Source organism: Idiomarina sp. X4 (assembly GCF_002808045.1).
GTDB lineage: Bacteria > Pseudomonadota > Gammaproteobacteria > Enterobacterales > Alteromonadaceae > Idiomarina.
Window position 1 is genome coordinate 360,900 of the sequence record NZ_CP025000.1, and the last position, 18,735, is coordinate 379,634.

The following is an 18,735-nucleotide window of genomic DNA, read 5'->3' on the forward strand; positions in this document are numbered from 1 at the left end:
CGCGATTAACCCAGACGAGAAATTTCATCCCACTCGTCATCAGTCAGCATTTTATCCAGATCAACCAAAATCAGCAGTTCGTCATCCCGGTTGCTGACGCCTTGAATGAAACGAGCACTTTCGTCGGTACCCACATTCGGTGCGCTGTCTATTTCAGAGGTTTTCAGGTAAACCACTTCGGCAACGCTGTCAACCAAAATGCCGATAACCTGCTTTTCAGACTCGATAATAACAATACGTGTGTTATCGGTTACTTCGGTTGGTTGTAGACCAAAACGAAGACGAGTGTCGATAACCGTTACTACATTACCACGCAGATTTATGATGCCCAGTACATAGTTAGGCGCTCCGGGTACTGGCGCTATTTCGCTGTAACGAAGCACTTCCTGAACCTGCATGACATTAATGCCATAAGTTTCATCGTCAAGCTGAAACGTAACCCACTGCAATACTTTATCGTTACTGTCAGCGTCCGTTTCATTTTTGATAGCGCGATTATCTTTACTCATGTTTCACTCCGCCATGCGTTATTTGTCTTGCTGGATATGTCCCAGGCCGTTATCCAGAAGTGTAATCAATGCGTTTACATCGAGCAACGCACACATTCTGTCACGAACCACTCCGGCCAGCCACGGCCGCTTATTAGTGCCTTCTTTACGCCATTGAATGGCTTCGGGTTGCAATGGTTCGCTGGTTACCAATTCTTCACACAACAGTCCCCATGGACTGTCATTTAACGTTATAAGATACTGGTAGTCTAATGATTCTTCCAGCTCTTCCGTGTATTTCTCCGGCATAACCCAACGAGCGGTATCGACAACCTGCAGCTTGTCTTCACGCTCTGTCATTATGCCTTTAAACCATTTTGGCTTACCCATCAGCGGGCTGATTTTCCCAACCTGATGAATGCCACCTAAACTTTTCAGTGGCACCGCCAGTGTTAAACCAGCCACTTTAAAAAACAGCGCCTGGAAATCGTCTTCCATGTACTCAGACATGGCATCTGGCTGCGCGTCTTCCGTTGGCGCCATTTCGTCAATATCTGTATGCGTTGCGACGTCTATCTCATCGTCAACCTCAACGCTCTCTTCAGTTTCTTCGACTTGTTCAGTGACAACATCCGGCTCAACCTGAGTATCCGCTTCTACCTCGACCTCAGTCTTAGCAAGCGCCTCTCTAGTATCAGTATCGTCCGCTTTTACAGAAACTAAAGGCAATAAGTCTTCATCTCTGTTTAAAGTCACCGACTCTTGTTCGGTCACTTGCTGTATTTTCGGCGCGGCCTGCTCGAGCAGTTTCTTCACCGGCTCGTTATCAAACTCAACGACCTCATCCTCAAGCAGTAACGCATCGAGGTACTCGGTCATTGCCTGTTCACTGCTGGAGTGTTTGCTGTTCATAACTTAGCGAAGCTCCATTTGTTGTAAGTGAATAAGCAATGACTGATAGGCCAACACACCTCGTGACTTCGGCGCATATAGTGACGGTGGTGTCTGTTCATTCGACGCATCGCGGAATTTGGTATCGATAGGGATCATGCCGTTCCAAACCGACTTACCGTACCGACCAACAAGCTTCTTATACGTTTGTAATGACGCATTGGTTCGTTTGTCGTACAAGGTGGGGATAATGGTATACGGTCGCTCTTCGCCACGTGACTTCTGAATGAGCATAAGCGTACGCATCATTCTGTCCAAACCTTTCAACGCCAGGAATTCCGTCTGCACCGGTATGAGCACCCGATTACAACAGGCTAATGCGTTAACCATGAGCACACCGAGCACCGGTGGAACATCAATAAGCACGTAGTCGTACTCATCAGCGACAGAGGCTAAGCCTTTTTTTAACACCAGGCCCATTCCACCTTGCGTACCAAGCTTTCGATCCAGTGTCGCTAACGCCATGGTCGCGGGCATAATATTGAGGTTGTCGAAGTCAGTCGGCAAAATGCATTCGCGCATCAATTCACGGTTAACCTCTTTACCGGCGCTGAATACATCAAAAACGCTGTGAGTCAGCTCTTCGGAGTCAAAGCCAAAGTAATAGGTCAGTGAGGCATGAGGGTCAGTGTCAATACATAACACTCGCTTACCTTGTTCAGCCAATAGCCCCGCCAGAGCGACTGTTGTGGTGGTTTTTCCCACGCCACCTTTCTGGTTAGCTACCGTCCAAACAATCATATACGCACCTTATTAAATGCCGCTGTATCCGACTTCTTTCATGATTGAGCGCGCCATATTATCCAAACTAATGCTTTTCGTTGAAATACCCGCTGAGGCAACCGCTTGCGGCATACCATAAACAACACAGCTGTCCTGATCCTGAGCCCAGATAGTCGCGCCTTGTTGTTTCAACATACGTGAACCTTCACGGCCATCGGCCCCCATCCCAGTCAAAATAACGCCCAACACCTTGCCCATATACACTTTTGATAAGCTGGCAAAGGTTAAGTCGACACTGGGTTTATACGTAACGCGGCCACTGGTATCCTCTTTGACTCGCAGCCGGGCACTGCCGGATCGACCTTCTACCACTAATTGCTTGCCACCCGGCGCTAAGTAAGCCGTGCCAGGGGTCAATACATCGCCATCCTCGGCTTCTTTCACGCGTATCTTACACAACCCGTCCAGGCGCTGAGAAAAGGCTTTAGTAAAAGCCGCTGGCATATGTTGCACCATAACAATGGGGTACGGAAAGTTGCCCGGCAATTGCGTTAGTATTTTCTGCAATGCAACGGGCCCACCGGTTGATGTCCCAATCGCCAAAACTTGATACGCACGATTAATGCTCAAAGAGCCGGCGGCATCTGCTAATCGAGACGATGCTTGACGCTGGCTTTGCCGTTCTTCATTACGTTGTCGAATACGATCCAGCGCCGACACGGGCTCTTTCGGTTTCGCCGGCTCAGCGGTTCGACTTGTTGGTGTACGCGTTATTGTCGGCGTTCTGGCTGAGGGTTGCTTGGCAATGGCCAATACGCGATCTTGTAGCGTTTTAACCGCTTCATCACGGTTACGAGCGATATCTTCAAACTTCTTAGGTAAGAAGTCCGCAGCGCCAGCTTCTAACGCATTTAGCGTTGCCGTTGCACCTTCGTGAGTCAGTGACGAGAACATTAAAATGGGGCAAGGGTTGCTGCCCATAATGGTTTTTACCGCATCAATGCCGTTCATCACCGGCATTTCAATGTCCATGGTAATAACGTCAGGCTTTAACGCTTTTGCTTGCGCTACCGCCTCCTCGCCATTATTGGCCGAGCCAATGACTTGAATATTTGAGTGTGCTTCCAGAATCTCGGTTACCCGGCGTCTGAAAAACGCCGAGTCGTCCACTACGAGAACTTTAACTGTCATGAACGGTGTGTCCCGTTATCGTTTAGCGTAATACTTCAGCATGCTTGGTACGTCAATAATCAGCGCAATACCACCATCACTGGTAATGGTTGCACCTGCCATACCTGGCGTGCCCTGTAACAGTTTATCCAATGGTTTAATAACCACTTCTTCCTGACCAATGAGCGCATCGACCACAAAACCAACCTGCTGATTGCCAATCTGTACAACCACAACATGGCCGTTTTCATTGCGGCTTGAGCGGTCTGGGTTTCTCACCAGCCAATGTTCAAGGAAGAACAACGGTATCGCACGGTCACGTACAATCAGTGTTAACTGACCATCGACTGTATTGGTGCGCTTCATATCCAAATCGATAATTTCGCTGACAACCGCCAGTGGCAACGCAAACGTCTGCTCTTTCACTGCCACCATCAGAGTCGGCAAAATAGCTAAGGTTAATGGCACTTTAATCAGTAACTCAGTACCTTTACCCAGCTCTGACTGAATTTTGACACTACCATTTAGCTGGCTTATTTTGGTCTTTACTACGTCCATTCCGACGCCACGGCCCGAAATATCAGACACTTGCTCTTTGGTCGAAAAACCAGCCGCAAAAATCAGGTTGTAAGCGTCTTCGTCGCTTAAGCGTGCTGCTGCGTCGGCATCTAAAATACCTTTATTAATGGCAATGCCTTTAAGCTTTTCAGCGTCCATACCCGCGCCGTCGTCTTTAATCGACAGCATAATATGGTCACCTTCCTGAGAAGCTGACAGCGTCACCGTACCCGCCCTTGGCTTACCGTTGGCCTCACGAACATCCGGCATTTCAATACCGTGGTCAACCGAGTTGCGCACTAAGTGAACCAGCGGATCAGCCAACGCTTCAACGAGGTTTTTATCCAAGTCGGTGTCTTCGCCGAACATTTCTAAGTTAATTTCTTTTTTCAGGCTGCGTGCTAAGTCACGAACTACCCGAGGGAAGCGACCAAAGACTTTCTTAATTGGCTGCATACGGGTTTTCATGACGGCGCCCTGTAAGTCGCCAGTGACAACATCCAGGTTTGAAATGGCTTTGCCCATTTCGTCGTTATCAGAGTCGTCCGAATTGCTCAGACTCAATAAACGGTTGCGCACCAAAACAAGCTCACCAACCATGTTCATAATGTCGTCCAAACGTTTGGTATCGACTCGAACCGTGGTTTCCGCAGCCGGTTGCTGTGGTGCTGCCGGCTTCTTGTCAGCCGGTTTCTCTGCAGCTTTAGGCTTGTCTTCTTTTGCAGCAGGTTTAGCCGCTGGCTTGGCTTTTGGCTCTGGTTTAGGCGCCGCCTTTTTCTCAGGCTTAGGCGTACCTTTTGGCTTTTCTTCTTTTCCGTTATCCACACTCTTCGTCGGTGCCTTGCCAGAACCATGCAGTTCATCTAACAGGGACTCAAACTCATCATCGGTAATTTCATCGCTGTCGGCTGGCTCTTCTTGTTTCTTCTCAGCGCTTTTCGGCGCTTTTCCTGAGCCATGAAGCTCATCTAACAACGACTCAAATTCATCATCGGTAATTTCATCGTTGTCATTATCAGCCGCAGCTTTCGGCGCATCGGCTTTCTTATCTGATTTGCCAACACCTGGGCCTTTGCCCTCACCGTGCAGCTCATCAAGTAAGGCTTCAAATTCATCATCTTGAATTTCGTCTATGCCGCCATCGCCTGAGCTTTTGGTCGCTTCCGCTTTGGGTGCTTCTGGCTCTGGTTCGGGTTCCGGTTCTGGCTCAGCTTCTTTAGACGGCGCTTCAATAGGAGCCTCGTCTTCAGACTCAGGCTGACTGAGTTTGTGCAGTAGCTCGAGTAATTTGTCATCGGCAGGACTGATGTCTTCACGAGCTTGTACCTGTGCAAACTGAGCATTGATAGTGTCCAGCGCTTGAAGAATCACGTCCATTAAGTCTGACGTAACCGTGCGCTGACCATTACGCAAAGTATCAAACACGTTTTCAGCACCATGGCAGGTATCCACTAAGGCAGTTAGCGACAGAAAGCCTGCGCCGCCTTTCACGGTATGAAAGCCACGGAAAATCGCGTTTAATAAATCTTTGTTTTCTGGGTCGTTTTCTAGCTCAACTAACTGCTCAGACAGCTGCTCGAGGATCTCTCCCGCCTCGATCAAAAAGTCCTGCAGTATGTCTTCATCCATATCAAAGCTCATGCGACTGATGCTCCTAGAAACCTAAACTGGACAGTAAGTCGTCCACTTCGTCTTGCCCACCAACAACGTCATCACGTTTATCGGCATCAATAATCGGGCCTTCTGCCTCACTGGCACTTTTCTGCTTTGAAGATTCGGTTTTTTCAGCTTCTCTTCGAGCTTCTTCTTTGCCGAATATTTTTAACAGTTCAATGAGATTCTTCTCGACGTCTTCAACCAGTTGAATAACCCGTCGAATGACCTGCCCAGTAATATCCTGATAATCCTGAGCCATAAGCACTTCGGTCATAAGCCCATGCACTTGCGGCATATTTTCACCGCAGCGCTTAAGTACATCATCGACCTGATGGCACAAAGACTTGAATTCATTTATCTCAATATCGTTGCTCATCAACCGATTCCAGACCGGCATGACACTTTCAACGCGCTGGTGCATGTCGTCAGCCATCGGTAAACAAGCCTCTACCGCATCCATTGTTCGGTTCGCGGCATCTTCTGTTTTTTGAATAACGTACTGTAAACGGTTTTGCGCATCAGGAAGATCATCTTCTGTCATTTGCACAATACGAGGATCCAGTTGGAAGTCCTGCAATGCTTCGTGGAGGTCACGCGTCAGCTGACCCACTGAAGTAAACAGTTTGTCATTGCGACGGTTGTATACGTCTTCCAGAAGTTGATTGGCTTGTTGCTGCTTTCCCTCTTCCAGCAAAGACACGAGTTCTTTAGCCTGCTCGAGGGAAATATCATGGGCTTTATCAGACATGGTCATAGCCCTTTTAGCTAATGCGTTCGAAAATCTTGTCGAGCTTTTCTTTTAACGTCACTGCGGTGAATGGTTTTACGATGTAGCCATTAACACCAGCCTGTGCTGCAGCAATGATTTGTTCGCGTTTTGCTTCCGCCGTTACCATTAGTACCGGCAAGTGCGACAGATTATCGTCTTTACGAATTTCTTTTAGCAGATCGATACCTTGCATGCCCGGCATGTTCCAGTCGGTCACGACAAAGTCAAAATCGCCGTTTTGCAACATAGGCAGAGCCGTGTTGCCGTCATCGGCTTCCTGAATATTCGTAAAACCAAGGTCACGAAGTAAGTTCTTAATGATTCGTCTCATTGTAGAAAAGTCATCTACAACAAGAATTTTCATATTTTTATCCAAAGCACCCTCCACTGAGGCTCTCGATTACCACCAAAATTATTCAACCCAATTCTGCATTCGCGACTTGAGCCGCACCATTGCCTGACTGTGAATTTGACTAACGCGAGACTCGCTCACGCTCAGCACTTCACCTATCTCTTTTAAATTCAATTCTTCATCATAATACAATGAAAGCACTAAAGCTTCACGCTCTGGTAACGAAGAAATTGTCGATACCAGGGCTTTATGAAACGCTGCGTTTTCGACATCACGCTGTGGCTCATACGCCGAACCCGTCACTTGCTCCGGTATAATCGCATCTTCAGAAACGCCTAAGTCTTCAATACCGATGATTCGCCCTGAACTGACATCACGCAAAATAGCGTGGTATTCATCCAGGCCAATGCCCAGCTTGCTAGCGACTTCGGTGTCTTTTGCATCACGTCCGGTGTCATTTTCGACCTGCCGGATGGCTTCTAACACACGACGGTGGTTTCTGTGTACTGAGCGCGGCGCCCAGTCACCACGACGAATCTCATCCAGCATAGCGCCACGAATACGTATTCCGGCAAAGGTTTCAAAACTGGCGCCTTTGCTGTTATCAAAATTCCGTGCCGCTTCTAATAAGCCTATCATGCCCGCTTGAATTAAGTCATCGACTTGCACACTGGCGGGTAGTCTCGCCATCATGTGATGCGCAATTCGCTTAACCAGCCCCGTATGCTGCTCAATAATAGCGTTACGGTTGTCGGCTGTTGCGGTATAAGCGGCGGCTTTATTCATTGGCAACATCCCGCTTACTCCCGTTATCGGCAGAAGTTATCAATTGCTCAAGGAAAAATTCTAAATGCCCTCCTGCCTGAGCAGGAATTGGCCAATCCAGAGCCTTCTTCGCTAATGCTTTAAACGCCAGTGACGCCGGCGATTTGGGATACGCCAACACCATTGGTTGTTGTTTTCTAACGGCCAACCGCAAATTCTCGTCGTGAGGAACTATCGCTGCTAACTCTAATGCCACATCGAGGAAACGATCCGTGACCTTAGTCAACTTATTAAACAATACCTGCCCTTCGCGCATGTTGCGCACCATATTGGCAACAACTTTGAATTTAAACAGTCCTTGTTCACGACTTAATACTTTAATAAGTGCGTAAGCATCGGTGATTGAAGTAGGTTCATCGCAGACAACCACAAGAACATCCTGGGAAGCCCGGGCAAAGCTGACCACGGTGTTTCCAATACCCGCCGCCGTGTCCACAATAAGAACGTCGTAGTTTCCCTGCAGTTGGCTAAACGCCCGAATAAGACCGGCGTGCTCTGACTCGCTCAAGTCAACCATGGAGCGAGTTCCTGAGGTCGCCGGGACGATTTTTATGCCACCCGGCCCTTCAATTAAAATATCTTCCAGTTCGCATTGGCCGCTCAGTACATGAGACAGGTTGCGCTCAACACGCAAGCCCAGCATGACGTCGACATTAGCCAAGCCAAGGTCGGCATCAAGTACCAGTACTCGTTTTCCCTGCTTCGCCATAGCGATGGCCATATTCAGCGAGACGTTGGTTTTACCCACGCCACCTTTACCACCTGTGACGGCTATGACTTTTACTTTTGACTGTTTCATTCTTCGCAGACCGCTTGCTTGATCCATCGGGCGTATCTCTTATTTTACATCTTCGACAACAGCGTCATTGTATAACGGCTCACTCAGCGAGAAAACGCCGCATTCCAGTACGATTTTGGCACGTCTGATACCGAGGAACAAATGCTTTTGTCCATTAACCGCTCGGCTTCAGATACCAGGTAATTTGCATCAGCAACTTTAATGTCTTCCGGTACTTGCTGACCGTTGGTGATATATCCAACCGGCAGGCCGTACTCAATTGCCACACTGATACTTTCTCCTAAACTTAAGCATTCGTCCAGTTTGGTAAAAATGCAACCCGACAAAGGTAGTGTTTTGAATTGTTTAACGGCGTCATTTAACACCTGGCTTTGTGAGGTTGCCGACAATACCAGATAAGGTCGAATTCTCAGGCGGGTATTTTGTATTAATTGGCCAAGTTGCTCGCTTAAGCGCTTGTCGCGCTGACCCATACCTGCCGTATCAATCAAAATTAGGCTTTTGTCACGCAGCGACAGTAATGCATCCGCTAGCTCTTTTGCGTCTTTTGCCACTTTTACCGGACAGCCAATAATACGTCCGTAAGTCTGTAATTGTTCACTGGCACCAATTCGGAAGGTGTCAGTGGTAATTAAAGCAACTTTGTCAGAGCCATGACGCTGAGCGTAACGGGCCGCCAGCTTAGCGATGGTGGTGGTTTTGCCAACGCCGGTAGGACCAACGAGTGCCACTGCACCGCCGCGTGTCAAAATATCGTCATTGGTGGTATTCAGCTGACCTTCCAACAAATGCATGGTTTGTTCCCAGGCATCCTCGTCTGAACTGCTTTCAGGAATAAAACAGGCAATCTGATCCGCGATGCGTTCACTCAAGCCCATCGTCATAAGCCGTTGCATCAACATAGCGCGCACTGGTTCTTCGCGATCCATCTCTTGCTTCATGAGACCGCTTAACTGGTGCTCTAACAACTGACGAATACCGTTCACTTGTGAGCGCAGCTCTGCTATTGCTTCCGAGTCGTTGCTGTCCGGCGTATTAACTTGCTCAGGGAAGATATCCGCTTGTGAAGACTCTTGTTGAGCCGGCGCTGACTGATGCGCCATTTGCTGATAAATATCGTGTTTTGCCGGCGTTTCAGGTTGACCGGTCGTTTGTGCTGTCTCTTGCGGAGACGTTTGCGAAGGCGCGGCATTTTGACGCTGCAGCAATTCAGCCAACGACTGAGCCGGTGCTTCCGACTCTTGCTTTGGTGCCTGAGTATTTGCGGAGGTCTCTGGAGCCGCTTCTGGCGCACGCGCGTCAGGGTCAACAGCAGCCACTAACTCAATACCACCGTTCACCTTTTTATTGGAAAGAATAATCGCATCAGCGCCTAAGGTTTCTTTAACCTGCTGTAAGCCTCGACGCATATCCTCTGCAAAAAAGCGTTTAATTTTCACAAGCGACTCCCGTTGTCTTAGGTAGCGGTTTGTTCACCACTGTTTTGTTGTCCACCAATTGAGCTGACAATGCGAATTTGCTTGTCATCCGGAATTTCCTGATACGACAACACTCGCATACCATCGGTAGCGTGGCGCGCAAATCGCGCCATGGTTGAGCGTAGTAGCCCGGATGTCAGCAACACAGACGGTTCCCCGTTTATTTCCTGCTGCTGATGCGTTTCGCGTAACGACTGTTGCAAGCGTTCGGCTAAACCGGGTTCAATACCGGCGCCTTGCTGATTTCCGTCGTTACCAGCCATCTGTAGTGACTGATGCAACATCTGTTCCAACTCTGGCGCCAAAGTTATGACAGGCAGTTCGGTTTCACCTTCTGAGATATCCTGAACAATCAGACGGCGCAGAGAAATTCGAACGGCAGCCGTTAAGACATCAGGGTCCTGACTGCGTCCTGCGTACTCAACTAACGTTTGTACAATGGTGCGCATATCACGTATCGCAATGCCTTCATCTAGCAAGTTCTGCAGAACTTTGACAAAGTTACCCAGTGACAATAAATCAGGAATAAGTCCTTCCACCAATTTCGGATGCGTGCGACCCAGGCGATCCAACAGCTCCTGTGCTTCTTCATGGCCGAGTAACTGCGATGCGTGGTTAGTGACAATTTGGCTTAAGTGAGTGGCCACTACCGTCGCAGCATCTACTACGGTGTAGCCCAAAGTTTGTGCGTGTTCTTTTTGATCGGGGCGTATCCATACTGCGTCCAGGCCGAAAGCAGGGTCAGTAGTTTTTTCGCCTTCAAGTTCACCAAAGACCTGGCCTGGGTTAATAGCAAGCTCCCAGTCATGGCGAATTTCCGCTTCACCCATGGTCACACCCATTAGGGTAATTCGGTAACTGTTCGGGCCTAAATCCAGATTGTCTCTGATATGAACCGCCGGCACCAGGAAGCCGAATTCCTGCGACTGCTTCTTACGTACCCCTTTAATACGGGATAAGAGCTCGCCACCCTGCTGCTTGTCTACCAGAGGAATAAGGCGATAGCCCACTTCCAGACCAATGGTGTCAACATGGCGAACATCGTCCCAGGACAATTCTTTTTGCTGTGCTTGTTGAACTTGCTGCTCTTGCTCTTTTTCAACCAGTTCGCCCTGTTCAACCTTATTCTTTTTAAGTTTGAAATACGCCGCGCCAGCCAGAACCGCCGACATGCTCAGGAAGGCTAAGTGCGGCATGCCCGGAATAACCCCCATAGCAAACAGCACTGAGCTAGAAATAACCAATACTTTCGGGTTGTCGAGCAACTGCAGAACCACCGCGTCACCCATGTCTTTGCTGTCATTTTCGCGGGTAATGATAATAGCGGTTGCAACAGACAATAACAGCGCGGGAATTTGAGCGACCAAACCGTCACCAATGGTCAGCAAGGTATACACTTCGACCGCTTCACCGAAAGTCAGGCCGTATTGGATCATACCAATCAGCAGACCACCGACAATGTTGATAAGCAGGATAAGAATGCCGGCAATGGCGTCGCCTTTAACGAACTTACTGGCACCATCCATCGAGCCGTAGAAGTCCGCTTCCCGAGTGACGTCACTACGTCGAGCTTTGGCTTCTTCCTGGTTAATAAGGCCGGCGTTCAAGTCAGCATCAATAGCCATTTGCTTACCTGGCATGGCGTCCAACGTAAAGCGAGCGGTTACTTCGGAGATACGCCCCGCACCCTTGGTGATAACCACGAAGTTGATAATGACAAGAATGGCGAAGACGACTAAACCAACGGTGTAGTTACCGCCGATGACAACACTACCAAACGCTTCAATGACGCTACCAGCAGCGCCTGGTCCATTGTGACCCTCTAGTAGAACGATACGTGTCGATGCCACGTTTAAGCTAAGCCGCAATACTGTGGCGATAAGCAGAACGGTCGGAAAGGCAGCGAAATCCAGTGGCCTTTGGGTATAAACCGCTACCAGCATAACCACGAGCGATAGTGTAATAGAGAACGAAAACAGAATATCCAGCACCATAGCCGGAATAGGCAGCACCACCATCGCCAAAATGGCCATAATGGCTAAAGGCGTACCAAAGCCTTTAATTAAATGGGCATTGTTTTGCGTGAAATTTCTTAAACTTACTAACTTTTCGGCACCGCTCGCCATACGTCTTCCTGTTGCGTCAAAAAGTTGAACCTGCGGTGTTTTATTCAAGAATCGAGCCAGCTTTTTAAGTACTTGCTGACAATACGGTACGAGCTAGCTTACAGACATTTTTTGGCCTACGGCTAAACTATCAGCACTTTGAATAACAGGGGGCTATGTGCGCGGTTACTCCTTAATCGAATTACTAATTGCGCTGGCTATAACAGCTGGGCTAGGCGCCTTGTCGATGCCTTTGTTCAAACAGCAGACTGAGAGTTTATTACTGCAGCAGGCAAGTTCTCGCTGGTTGTCGTATTTACATCAGATCAAAGCAAAGGCACAACGAGCAGAGAGCGGCATAACTGCGGAGCTGGTGCCTCTCGAGGGGCGTTCAAAGGTGTTTGAGTTGGCAACAGAGTCGACTTATAGCTCAACAAGACCGTTAATATTCTACGATGATTCTGGTGGTGCGTCGCCCGGTCATATTCGCATTATGAACAATAGCAATACCGTGAAAGTCATTATTAGCAGTAAAGGACGTATTCGCTCCTGTGTCAGTCATGGAGCATCTTTGCCGAGTTTGTCCTTATGCTAGACAGAAACCTTGCTCAAAAAAGTCATGGGTACAGCTTAATTGAAGTGCTTATTGCTGCGTCACTGGGAGCCATTATTGTCATGACCGCACAAAAGCTATTGCAATGGCAGAAAGGCGCTCAACATAGCTCGATATCGAAGGCAGTTTTTATGTTGAACGGGCAAGCGGTTGCAGGGGAGTTTTTTAGCAGTTTAAGCAACGCGGTGGTTGACGGCATGCAACGCCCAGAGCGTGGTTGCTACGTCTTCCCGACACAAGACGGAGGCTCTGTCGGCTTTCGGGTTAGACATTATCAGTTGCAGCATAACCCAATGACACTGGACTGTGCGGGTTATGGTTGGCAGTCATTGACCGACAGAGCTCAGTTTAAGGTTTTGGAGTTATTGGTTGAAACCAGCGCTTCATTAACTCCTGAAGACAGCTCTAAATTATTTATTAACCTGTCGACTTCACGAGACACAAAGGAAGGTATTCAGGAACAGCAATTTAAGCGGACACTTACCGTTTTCTCTCAGTAACAGAAATGGATATTCATTATGAAAGCGAAAGGATTCGCGTTGATACTGACGTTAGTGACACTCATAAGCCTGAGCTCCGCGAGCTTGGCCGCCTTGTTATTTTACGCACAAATGGTGGAGGCTCAACAAGCGCACCAATGGCAAGTGCTTTCTAAACAAATTGAGGCAGACTTTAACCAACAAAAGGCGCTTTATGAGTCAGCGCAGCAGTAAAGGTTTTTCACTGGTTGAGACATTAGTCGCTTCCGCACTTGTGGCGATGTGGGCTGTAAGCAGCCAGCAACTGCTGCAGATTGGGTTGGCTGCTATTAAAAGAGCTGAACGCAAAGCCCTGGCTGTTGAGGTTTTAAATAGTTATATACAGGACTCTCACCGTACTTGGAAAAATGGCTCTCCTCCGGCACCTGAAGCCAAGGTTAACGGATTTCTTATCAACTCCATTATTAACTTAATAGACGAGAACAATGCTTCAGTTGATACCGAAGTAACCTGGGGCGAAGACAACTCTTACTCGTTACAAATCTGGTTATCTCGATAAATTAGCAATAACTTATTTATAATATATAATGAATAAAATAGAATGGACAAAAAGAGCCGCAAAGAGAGATGAACGCACCTACTGACGTACAAATTATTGAGAAAAATGGGCAACCCGAATATGCCGTTATTCCCTACGAAGATTATATCGCCTTGCTCCACTCTCAAAACAGCAATGAATTTATTCCTCACGAGGTAGTAGAGCTCAGCCTATCAACAGGCGGCAATATGGTCGCGGCCTGGAGAAAGTTTAAGAAAACTAGTCAGGCGGAGTTAGCGGGTAAGCTTGGTATTTCACAATCAGCCGTCGCGCAGATGGAGCGCCCGGGGTATAACCCAAGAAGCGATACGTTAAAACGCATCGCTATTGCGTTGGATATTAGTCCGGAACAGTTATTTTAACAGCCACTAAAACTAAGCTGCTGGATGAGGTCTTAATTCTGGTGGAATAGAGAAAGTGATGTTTTCTTCGCGACCACTGAGCTCTACTGCGGTTTTGCCGCCCCAGGACTGCAACTTGGCAATGACTTCCTGCACCAATACTTCAGGTGCTGATGCGCCGGCTGTGACAGCGACTTTCTCTTTGTCTTCAAGCCACGACTTATCGATACAGCTGGCATCATCAATTAAATAAGCCGGTGTGCCCATCTTTTCTGACAGCTCACGCAAACGATTTGAGTTCGAGCTATTGCGCGCACCGACGACCAGCATTATATCCGCGTCACTTGCCAGTTCACGCACAGCATCCTGACGGTTTTGTGTTGCGTAGCAGATGTCGTCTTTGCGAGGACCGTTAATATCAGGAAACTTTTGACGCAGGGCTTCAATAACATCAGCGGTGTCATCAACCGACAACGTTGTTTGGCTCATGTAATGAAGGTTTTTCGGGTCTTTCACTTCCAGCTTTTCAACGTCTTCCGGCGACTCAACCAGATAAATACCGCCGTTTTCATTTTTATACTGGCCCATTGTGCCTTCAACTTCCGGATGGCCGGCATGACCAATGAGCACACACTCGTGGCCTTTTCGGCTGGCACGGGTGACTTCCATATGTACCTTAGTCACTAGCGGACACGTGGCATCAAACACTTTTAAACCCCGCTCTTTGGCTTCCTGACGCACCGCCTGAGAAACACCGTGAGCACTGAAAATCACAATATGATCGTCTGGCACTTCATGCAGCTCTTCAACAAAAATAGCGCCTGCGTCACGTAGTTTATTGACGACGTATTTGTTGTGAACCACCTCATGACGCACATAAATTGGCGGCTCAAAAATCTCTAAAGCACGCTCAACAATGGTTATGGCTCTATCAACACCTGCACAAAAGCCACGTGGGTTCGCCAACAAAATCTGCATATGTCCTCCTGCGTTCAACCGACTCCGTCAGTTACGGCTCAACGCTGATAATTTCTACTTCAAAAATCACCGTCTGGCCTGCCAGCGGGTGATTAAAATCGATAGTCACTGTTGGACCTTCAATTTTTCGAACAATTCCCGGTAAATCCGTTCCATCCGGCTGGGTAAAGGCTAAAATAGCGCCAACCTCAGGCTTAGTGTCATCACTAAACTTAGCCGAATCAACGTAGTAATAGTTGTCCGGGTTCGGCTCTCCAAAAGCGTCCTTAGGCTCCAACGTGAATTCACGCTCAGCGCCTTCACGAAGCCCTACTAAACAGGCTTCAAAATTTTCCGTTAAGCTGCCATCGCCCATACGGAACTTGGCCGGTTTACCCGACATTTTCGTACTGTCTGCAACCGAACCGTCGGTCAGCTTAATGGTAAAGTGCATGACCACTTCGCGGCCATGCTCAATTGGTAAACGACTCAAAACGTACCCCTACGACTTGTCACCGCCGTCTAATTTGTCACGACGGTTATCAAAAAAGGCTTCCAGCAGCATCAAAGCAGCGCCTATCGTTATTGCCATATCAGCAACGTTAAACGCAGGCCAGTGCCACCCTTGATAATGCACATCGAAAAAGTCGATGACATAACCGTACATCAAGCGATCAGCAACGTTGCCTATCGCTCCGGCTAGAATGAGCGCAAAAGCCAGGTTTTGGCGCCACAATCCAACTGGGTTACGGCGCATCCAAATAAGCAAGACCACACTAATGGCAATCGCGATAGCCGTAAACAGCCAACGCTGCCAGCCGCCACTGTCACTTAAAAAGCTAAATGCAGCACCGTAGTTATGGACATAGGTGAAGTTGAACAAGCCCTCTATGACCACGCGACTTTCATACAGCTCGAACTCACCAGCCACCCAAATTTTGGTGACTTGGTCGATCACGAACAGCAACAGCGTCAGCCACAAAAAGCGTAAGCCAGTGGCTCTTTTTGAGTGTGCAAAATCAGGCAAAACGACGCTCCTCACCTTCACCATCAATATTGGTTACACAGCGCTGACACAAATCGTCGTGCTCTGGCAAAGTGCCTACTTCTTCACGATGATGCCAGCAGCGCTCACATTTTTTATAAGCACTCGGCTTCACTTCCACCGCAAGCGCCAGCTTCTCCGCTTTAACCGCGTTAGCTGGAGCGTTATCCAAAGCATCAACACGAGCTTCAGAGGTCAACAATGCAAAACGCAGCTCTTCACCTAAACGGTTCAGAGAGGTCGCCAGCTTATCATCGGCATATAAGGTTACTTCTGCCTGCAGCGAGCCGCCAATCACATCGTCACGACGCGCTTGCTCCAGCGCTTGATTAACGGTGTCTCTGACATCCAACAGCTGCATCCAGAATGCGTTTTCGGTGTCACTCACACCGGCAAACTCGCTAAAGCCTTCATACCAACTTTCGGTAAAGACATACTCGCCACGCTCGCCCGGCAATAAGCCCCAAATTTCCTGAGCCGTAAAGCTACAAATTGGGGCCATCCAACGAACCAACGCTTCGGCGATATGATGCAGTGCGGTCTGACATGAACGACGCGCCAATCCTTCAGATTTAGCCGTATACTGGCGGTCTTTAATGATATCCAGATAGAAACTGCCCAGCTCAATTGAACAGAAGTGCATTAATTTTTGCACTACGCTGTGGAACTGGTAACTGTCATAAGCTTCCAGTAATTGTTTCTGTAAATCTGCAGCACGACCGACAATCCAGCGATCCAGCTCGACCATGTCGTCCATTTCAACGGTATCTTTTTTCGGGTCGAAACCACTTAAATTCGCTAACAAGAAGCGTGACGTATTACGAATACGTCGGTACGCATCGGCAGAGCGCTTCAGAATTTCATCGGATACCGTCATTTCACCTGAATAATCGGCCGAAGCAACCCACAAGCGCAGAATGTCGCCACCCAGCTTATTCATCACATCCTGTGGCGCAACCACGTTACCCACTGACTTCGACATCTTGCGACCTTGTGCGTCAACAGTAAAGCCGTGTGTCAGAACCTGGTGATATGGCGCTTCCTCATACATGGCGACGCCTGTGACCAATGAGCTCTGGAACCAGCCGCGGTGCTGATCCGAGCCTTCCAGGTACAAGTCTGCTGGCCAACGTAAACCATCAAATTCGCGTAATACACAGTGGTGTGTCACGCCCGAGTCGAACCAAACGTCCAGCGTGTCGGTGACTTTACGGTATTTGTTCGCTTCATCGCCCAACAACGTCTCTGGCTCTAAATCGAACCACGCCTGCACACCCTCTTTTTCAATCAGCTGTGCGACTTTTTCCATGAGCTCCAGCGTGTTCGGGTGCAGCTCATCGGTTTCGCGGTTCACGAAAACAGCAATAGGGTTACCCCAGGTACGCTGACGCGAAATACACCAGTCCGGCCGCCCTTCAACCATTGACTCAATGCGACTTTGCCCCCACTCAGGGAACCAGCCCACTTTCTTAATTTGTTCTAAAGCGCCGGCACGCAAGCCTTTCTTGTCCATGCTAATAAACCACTGCGGCGTCGCGCGGAAAATAATCGGCGTCTTATGGCGCCAGCAATGCGGGTACGAGTGGTTATAACTCTCGGCATGCATCAGGTTGCCAACTTCGCGCAGCTTATCCACGATAGGCTCGTTCGCTTTGAAGACATGCTGACCAGCAAATAATGGCGTATCGTCTTTATACACACCGTTATCGCCCACCGGATTGTACACTTCCAGTCCGTATCTCTGCCCCACTAAAAAGTCATCAACACCGTGACCCGGTGCGGTGTGTACACAGCCTGTACCACTTTCCGTTGTAACGTGATCGCCTAAAATCACCGGCACTCGCAGGTCAAATAATGGGTGCTGTAGCTGCAACCCTTCTAAGTCTTTGCCCTTGCAGAAGCCAAGCTTATGATAATGCGCAATGTTCCAGCGCTCCATGCAGTCCGTGACCAGGTCGTCAGCTAAAATGACGCGCTCTGCCGGCTGTTCGCCGTCGGCTTCAATTTGCACTAGCGTGTACTCAAGGCCTTCGGCCAAAGTTACCGCACGATTTGCCGGAATGGTCCACGGAGTGGTGGTCCAGATAACCATGCTGACATCGCCTTCACCCACATGCCCCTCTGGCGTGCTAAAGCGCTCAACGGTTTCAGCTGTTGCCGCAGCTGGCATGCGAACATCAATGGCTGGTGAGTTCTTGTCTTTGTACTCAACTTCCGCTTCAGCCAATGCAGAACCACAATCTGTACACCAATGCACCGGCTTAAAGCCTTGATGCAAGTGGCCTTTATCAATAATTTTGGCCAATGCACGTACACTGTCCGCTTCCTGTTTAAAGTTCATGGTCAGGTACGGCTTGTCCCAGTCACCTAGTACGCCCAGACGTTTGAAGTCAGTACGCTGTTGGTCAATCTGGGTTTGCGCGTATTCACGGCATTTTTCACGAAACTGAGCTAAATCGAGCTTTTTACCCGGTTTACCGTGCTTTTTCTCAACCTGTAGTTCAATAGGTAATCCGTGGCAGTCCCAGCCAGGCACATACGGCGCGTCAAAGTCGCTTAATGTTTTCGCTTTAACAATAACGTCTTTCAGGATTTTGTTTACGGCGTGACCAATGTGAATTTGCCCGTTTGCGTACGGAGGACCATCGTGCAAAATAAATTTCGGCTTGCCACTCTTGGCTTCACGAATTTGACCGTAGAGGTCATCTTCATACCATTGCTCCAGCATTTTAGGCTCGCGTTGAGCCAAGTTGCCGCGCATTGGAAACGCTGTTTCCGGCAAGTTTAGGGTGTGTTTGTAATCACTCATTAGTCACTGTTTCCATTTC

Annotated in this window: 20 protein-coding genes; 5 read left to right on the plus strand and 15 right to left on the minus strand. The window is 48.6% G+C overall.

All coding sequences use genetic code 11. The features are described 5' to 3' along the window. Positions 1–5 precede the first annotated feature (5 nt). Genes CWC33_RS01825 through flhA form a run of 11 tightly spaced genes read right to left on the minus strand, consistent with a single transcriptional unit; the run spans position 6 to position 11,895 of the window. Positions 6–509, minus strand: coding sequence for a chemotaxis protein CheW (locus CWC33_RS01825; protein ID WP_088768635.1), 504 nt, complete (start codon positions 507–509; stop codon positions 6–8). Positions 510–527: 18 nt separating this feature from the next. Next, positions 528–1,400: a chemotaxis protein CheW gene (locus CWC33_RS01830; protein ID WP_100690554.1), complete on the minus strand. Its 873-nt coding sequence runs from the start codon at positions 1,398–1,400 to the stop codon at positions 528–530. 3 nt (positions 1,401–1,403) lie between these two features. Further along, on the minus strand, positions 1,404–2,180 hold the full coding sequence (locus tag CWC33_RS01835) for a ParA family protein (RefSeq protein WP_100690555.1): 777 nt from the start codon (positions 2,178–2,180) through the stop codon (positions 1,404–1,406). Between the two features lie 12 nt (positions 2,181–2,192). Beyond that, positions 2,193–3,353, minus strand: coding sequence for a protein-glutamate methylesterase/protein-glutamine glutaminase (locus CWC33_RS01840; RefSeq protein WP_100690556.1), 1,161 nt, complete (start codon positions 3,351–3,353; stop codon positions 2,193–2,195). 15 nt (positions 3,354–3,368) lie between these two features. Continuing rightward, entirely contained in the window at positions 3,369–5,531 is a 2,163-nt protein-coding gene (locus tag CWC33_RS01845) for a chemotaxis protein CheA (RefSeq protein WP_100690557.1), read from the minus strand. 13 nt (positions 5,532–5,544) lie between these two features. Continuing rightward, positions 5,545–6,294 carry a protein phosphatase CheZ gene (locus tag CWC33_RS01850; protein WP_100690558.1) on the minus strand — a complete coding sequence of 250 codons (750 nt, stop codon included), beginning with the start codon at positions 6,292–6,294 and terminating at the stop codon, positions 5,545–5,547. Between the two features lie 13 nt (positions 6,295–6,307). Beyond that, complete coding sequence (gene cheY, locus CWC33_RS01855) at positions 6,308–6,691, minus strand: chemotaxis response regulator CheY (RefSeq protein WP_053953012.1); 384 nt, start codon at positions 6,689–6,691, stop codon at positions 6,308–6,310. 36 nt (positions 6,692–6,727) lie between these two features. Continuing rightward, positions 6,728–7,453, minus strand: coding sequence for an RNA polymerase sigma factor FliA (locus tag CWC33_RS01860; RefSeq protein WP_100692250.1), 726 nt, complete (start codon positions 7,451–7,453; stop codon positions 6,728–6,730). Next, a complete protein-coding gene (locus CWC33_RS01865; protein WP_053952947.1) occupies positions 7,446–8,318 on the minus strand; it encodes a MinD/ParA family protein in 873 nt (290 codons plus the stop codon). Before CWC33_RS01865 ends, CWC33_RS01860 begins: the two co-directional genes overlap by 8 nt. Positions 8,319–8,374: 56 nt before the next feature. After that, a complete protein-coding gene (gene flhF, locus CWC33_RS01870) occupies positions 8,375–9,730 on the minus strand; it encodes a flagellar biosynthesis protein FlhF (protein WP_100690559.1) in 1,356 nt (451 codons plus the stop codon). Positions 9,731–9,747: 17 nt separating this feature from the next. Continuing rightward, on the minus strand, positions 9,748–11,895 hold the full coding sequence (flhA, locus tag CWC33_RS01875) for a flagellar biosynthesis protein FlhA (RefSeq protein ID WP_100690560.1): 2,148 nt from the start codon (positions 11,893–11,895) through the stop codon (positions 9,748–9,750). Positions 11,896–12,121: 226 nt separating this feature from the next. On the opposite strand from flhA, the gene CWC33_RS01880 reads away from it, so the two are divergent. The 5 genes from CWC33_RS01880 to CWC33_RS01900 all read left to right on the plus strand — a co-directional run bounded on the left by CWC33_RS01880 (position 12,122) and on the right by CWC33_RS01900 (position 13,926). Beyond that, complete coding sequence (locus tag CWC33_RS01880) at positions 12,122–12,469, plus strand: prepilin peptidase dependent protein A-like protein (RefSeq protein WP_232709817.1); 348 nt, start codon at positions 12,122–12,124, stop codon at positions 12,467–12,469. After that, entirely contained in the window at positions 12,463–12,987 is a 525-nt protein-coding gene (locus tag CWC33_RS01885) for a prepilin-type N-terminal cleavage/methylation domain-containing protein (protein WP_100690562.1), read from the plus strand. The genes CWC33_RS01880 and CWC33_RS01885 overlap by 7 nt, the downstream gene beginning before the upstream one ends. Positions 12,988–13,005: 18 nt before the next feature. Continuing rightward, the gene (locus tag CWC33_RS01890; RefSeq protein ID WP_100690563.1) at positions 13,006–13,200 is read left to right on the plus strand and encodes a Type II secretion pathway-like protein; all 195 of its coding nucleotides are present in this window, start codon (positions 13,006–13,008) and stop codon (positions 13,198–13,200) included. Further along, positions 13,181–13,525, plus strand: a complete 345-nt coding sequence (locus CWC33_RS01895; RefSeq protein WP_100690564.1) for a PulJ/GspJ family protein — start codon at positions 13,181–13,183, stop codon at positions 13,523–13,525. Before CWC33_RS01890 ends, CWC33_RS01895 begins: the two co-directional genes overlap by 20 nt. 68 nt (positions 13,526–13,593) lie before the next feature. Further along, complete coding sequence (locus CWC33_RS01900) at positions 13,594–13,926, plus strand: helix-turn-helix domain-containing protein (protein ID WP_100690565.1); 333 nt, start codon at positions 13,594–13,596, stop codon at positions 13,924–13,926. Between the two features lie 12 nt (positions 13,927–13,938). On the opposite strand, the gene ispH is transcribed toward CWC33_RS01900, so the two are convergent. The 4 genes from ispH to ileS are packed head-to-tail and all read right to left on the minus strand — an operon-like array spanning position 13,939 to position 18,716. After that, positions 13,939–14,883: a 4-hydroxy-3-methylbut-2-enyl diphosphate reductase gene (gene ispH / locus CWC33_RS01905; protein WP_100690566.1), complete on the minus strand. Its 945-nt coding sequence runs from the start codon at positions 14,881–14,883 to the stop codon at positions 13,939–13,941. A gap of 31 nt (positions 14,884–14,914) precedes the next feature. Further along, a complete protein-coding gene (fkpB, locus tag CWC33_RS01910; RefSeq protein ID WP_058579513.1) occupies positions 14,915–15,355 on the minus strand; it encodes an FKBP-type peptidyl-prolyl cis-trans isomerase in 441 nt (146 codons plus the stop codon). A gap of 9 nt (positions 15,356–15,364) precedes the next feature. After that, positions 15,365–15,889 (minus strand): signal peptidase II, encoded by a 525-nt coding sequence (gene lspA, locus CWC33_RS01915; protein ID WP_088768648.1) that lies wholly within the window; start codon positions 15,887–15,889, stop codon positions 15,365–15,367. Continuing rightward, complete coding sequence (gene ileS / locus CWC33_RS01920) at positions 15,882–18,716, minus strand: isoleucine--tRNA ligase (RefSeq protein WP_100690567.1); 2,835 nt, start codon at positions 18,714–18,716, stop codon at positions 15,882–15,884. The genes lspA and ileS overlap by 8 nt, the downstream gene beginning before the upstream one ends. Positions 18,717–18,735: the final 19 nt, after the last annotated feature.

Bases quoted from the DNA above. Each gene is read 5' to 3' on its own strand.
- CWC33_RS01825 (WP_088768635.1), bottom strand. From the start codon at position 509: ATGAGTAAAGATAATCGCGCTATCAAAAATGAAACGGACGCTGACAGT.
- CWC33_RS01830 (WP_100690554.1), bottom strand. From the start codon at position 1,400: ATGAACAGCAAACACTCCAGCAGTGAACAGGCAATGACCGAGTACCTC.
- CWC33_RS01835 (WP_100690555.1), bottom strand. From the start codon at position 2,180: ATGATTGTTTGGACGGTAGCTAACCAGAAAGGTGGCGTGGGAAAAACC.
- CWC33_RS01840 (WP_100690556.1), bottom strand. From the start codon at position 3,353: ATGACAGTTAAAGTTCTCGTAGTGGACGACTCGGCGTTTTTCAGACGC.
- CWC33_RS01845 (WP_100690557.1), bottom strand. From the start codon at position 5,531: ATGAGCTTTGATATGGATGAAGACATACTGCAGGACTTTTTGATCGAG.
- CWC33_RS01850 (WP_100690558.1), bottom strand. From the start codon at position 6,294: ATGTCTGATAAAGCCCATGATATTTCCCTCGAGCAGGCTAAAGAACTC.
- CWC33_RS01860 (WP_100692250.1), bottom strand. From the start codon at position 7,453: ATGAATAAAGCCGCCGCTTATACCGCAACAGCCGACAACCGTAACGCT.
- CWC33_RS01865 (WP_053952947.1), bottom strand. From the start codon at position 8,318: ATGGATCAAGCAAGCGGTCTGCGAAGAATGAAACAGTCAAAAGTAAAA.
- flhA (WP_100690560.1), bottom strand. From the start codon at position 11,895: ATGGCGAGCGGTGCCGAAAAGTTAGTAAGTTTAAGAAATTTCACGCAA.
- CWC33_RS01880 (WP_232709817.1), top strand. From the start codon at position 12,122: ATGCCTTTGTTCAAACAGCAGACTGAGAGTTTATTACTGCAGCAGGCA.
- CWC33_RS01885 (WP_100690562.1), top strand. From the start codon at position 12,463: ATGCTAGACAGAAACCTTGCTCAAAAAAGTCATGGGTACAGCTTAATT.
- CWC33_RS01890 (WP_100690563.1), top strand. From the start codon at position 13,006: ATGAAAGCGAAAGGATTCGCGTTGATACTGACGTTAGTGACACTCATA.
- CWC33_RS01895 (WP_100690564.1), top strand. From the start codon at position 13,181: ATGAGTCAGCGCAGCAGTAAAGGTTTTTCACTGGTTGAGACATTAGTC.
- CWC33_RS01900 (WP_100690565.1), top strand. From the start codon at position 13,594: ATGAACGCACCTACTGACGTACAAATTATTGAGAAAAATGGGCAACCC.
- ispH (WP_100690566.1), bottom strand. From the start codon at position 14,883: ATGCAGATTTTGTTGGCGAACCCACGTGGCTTTTGTGCAGGTGTTGAT.
- ileS (WP_100690567.1), bottom strand. From the start codon at position 18,716: ATGAGTGATTACAAACACACCCTAAACTTGCCGGAAACAGCGTTTCCA.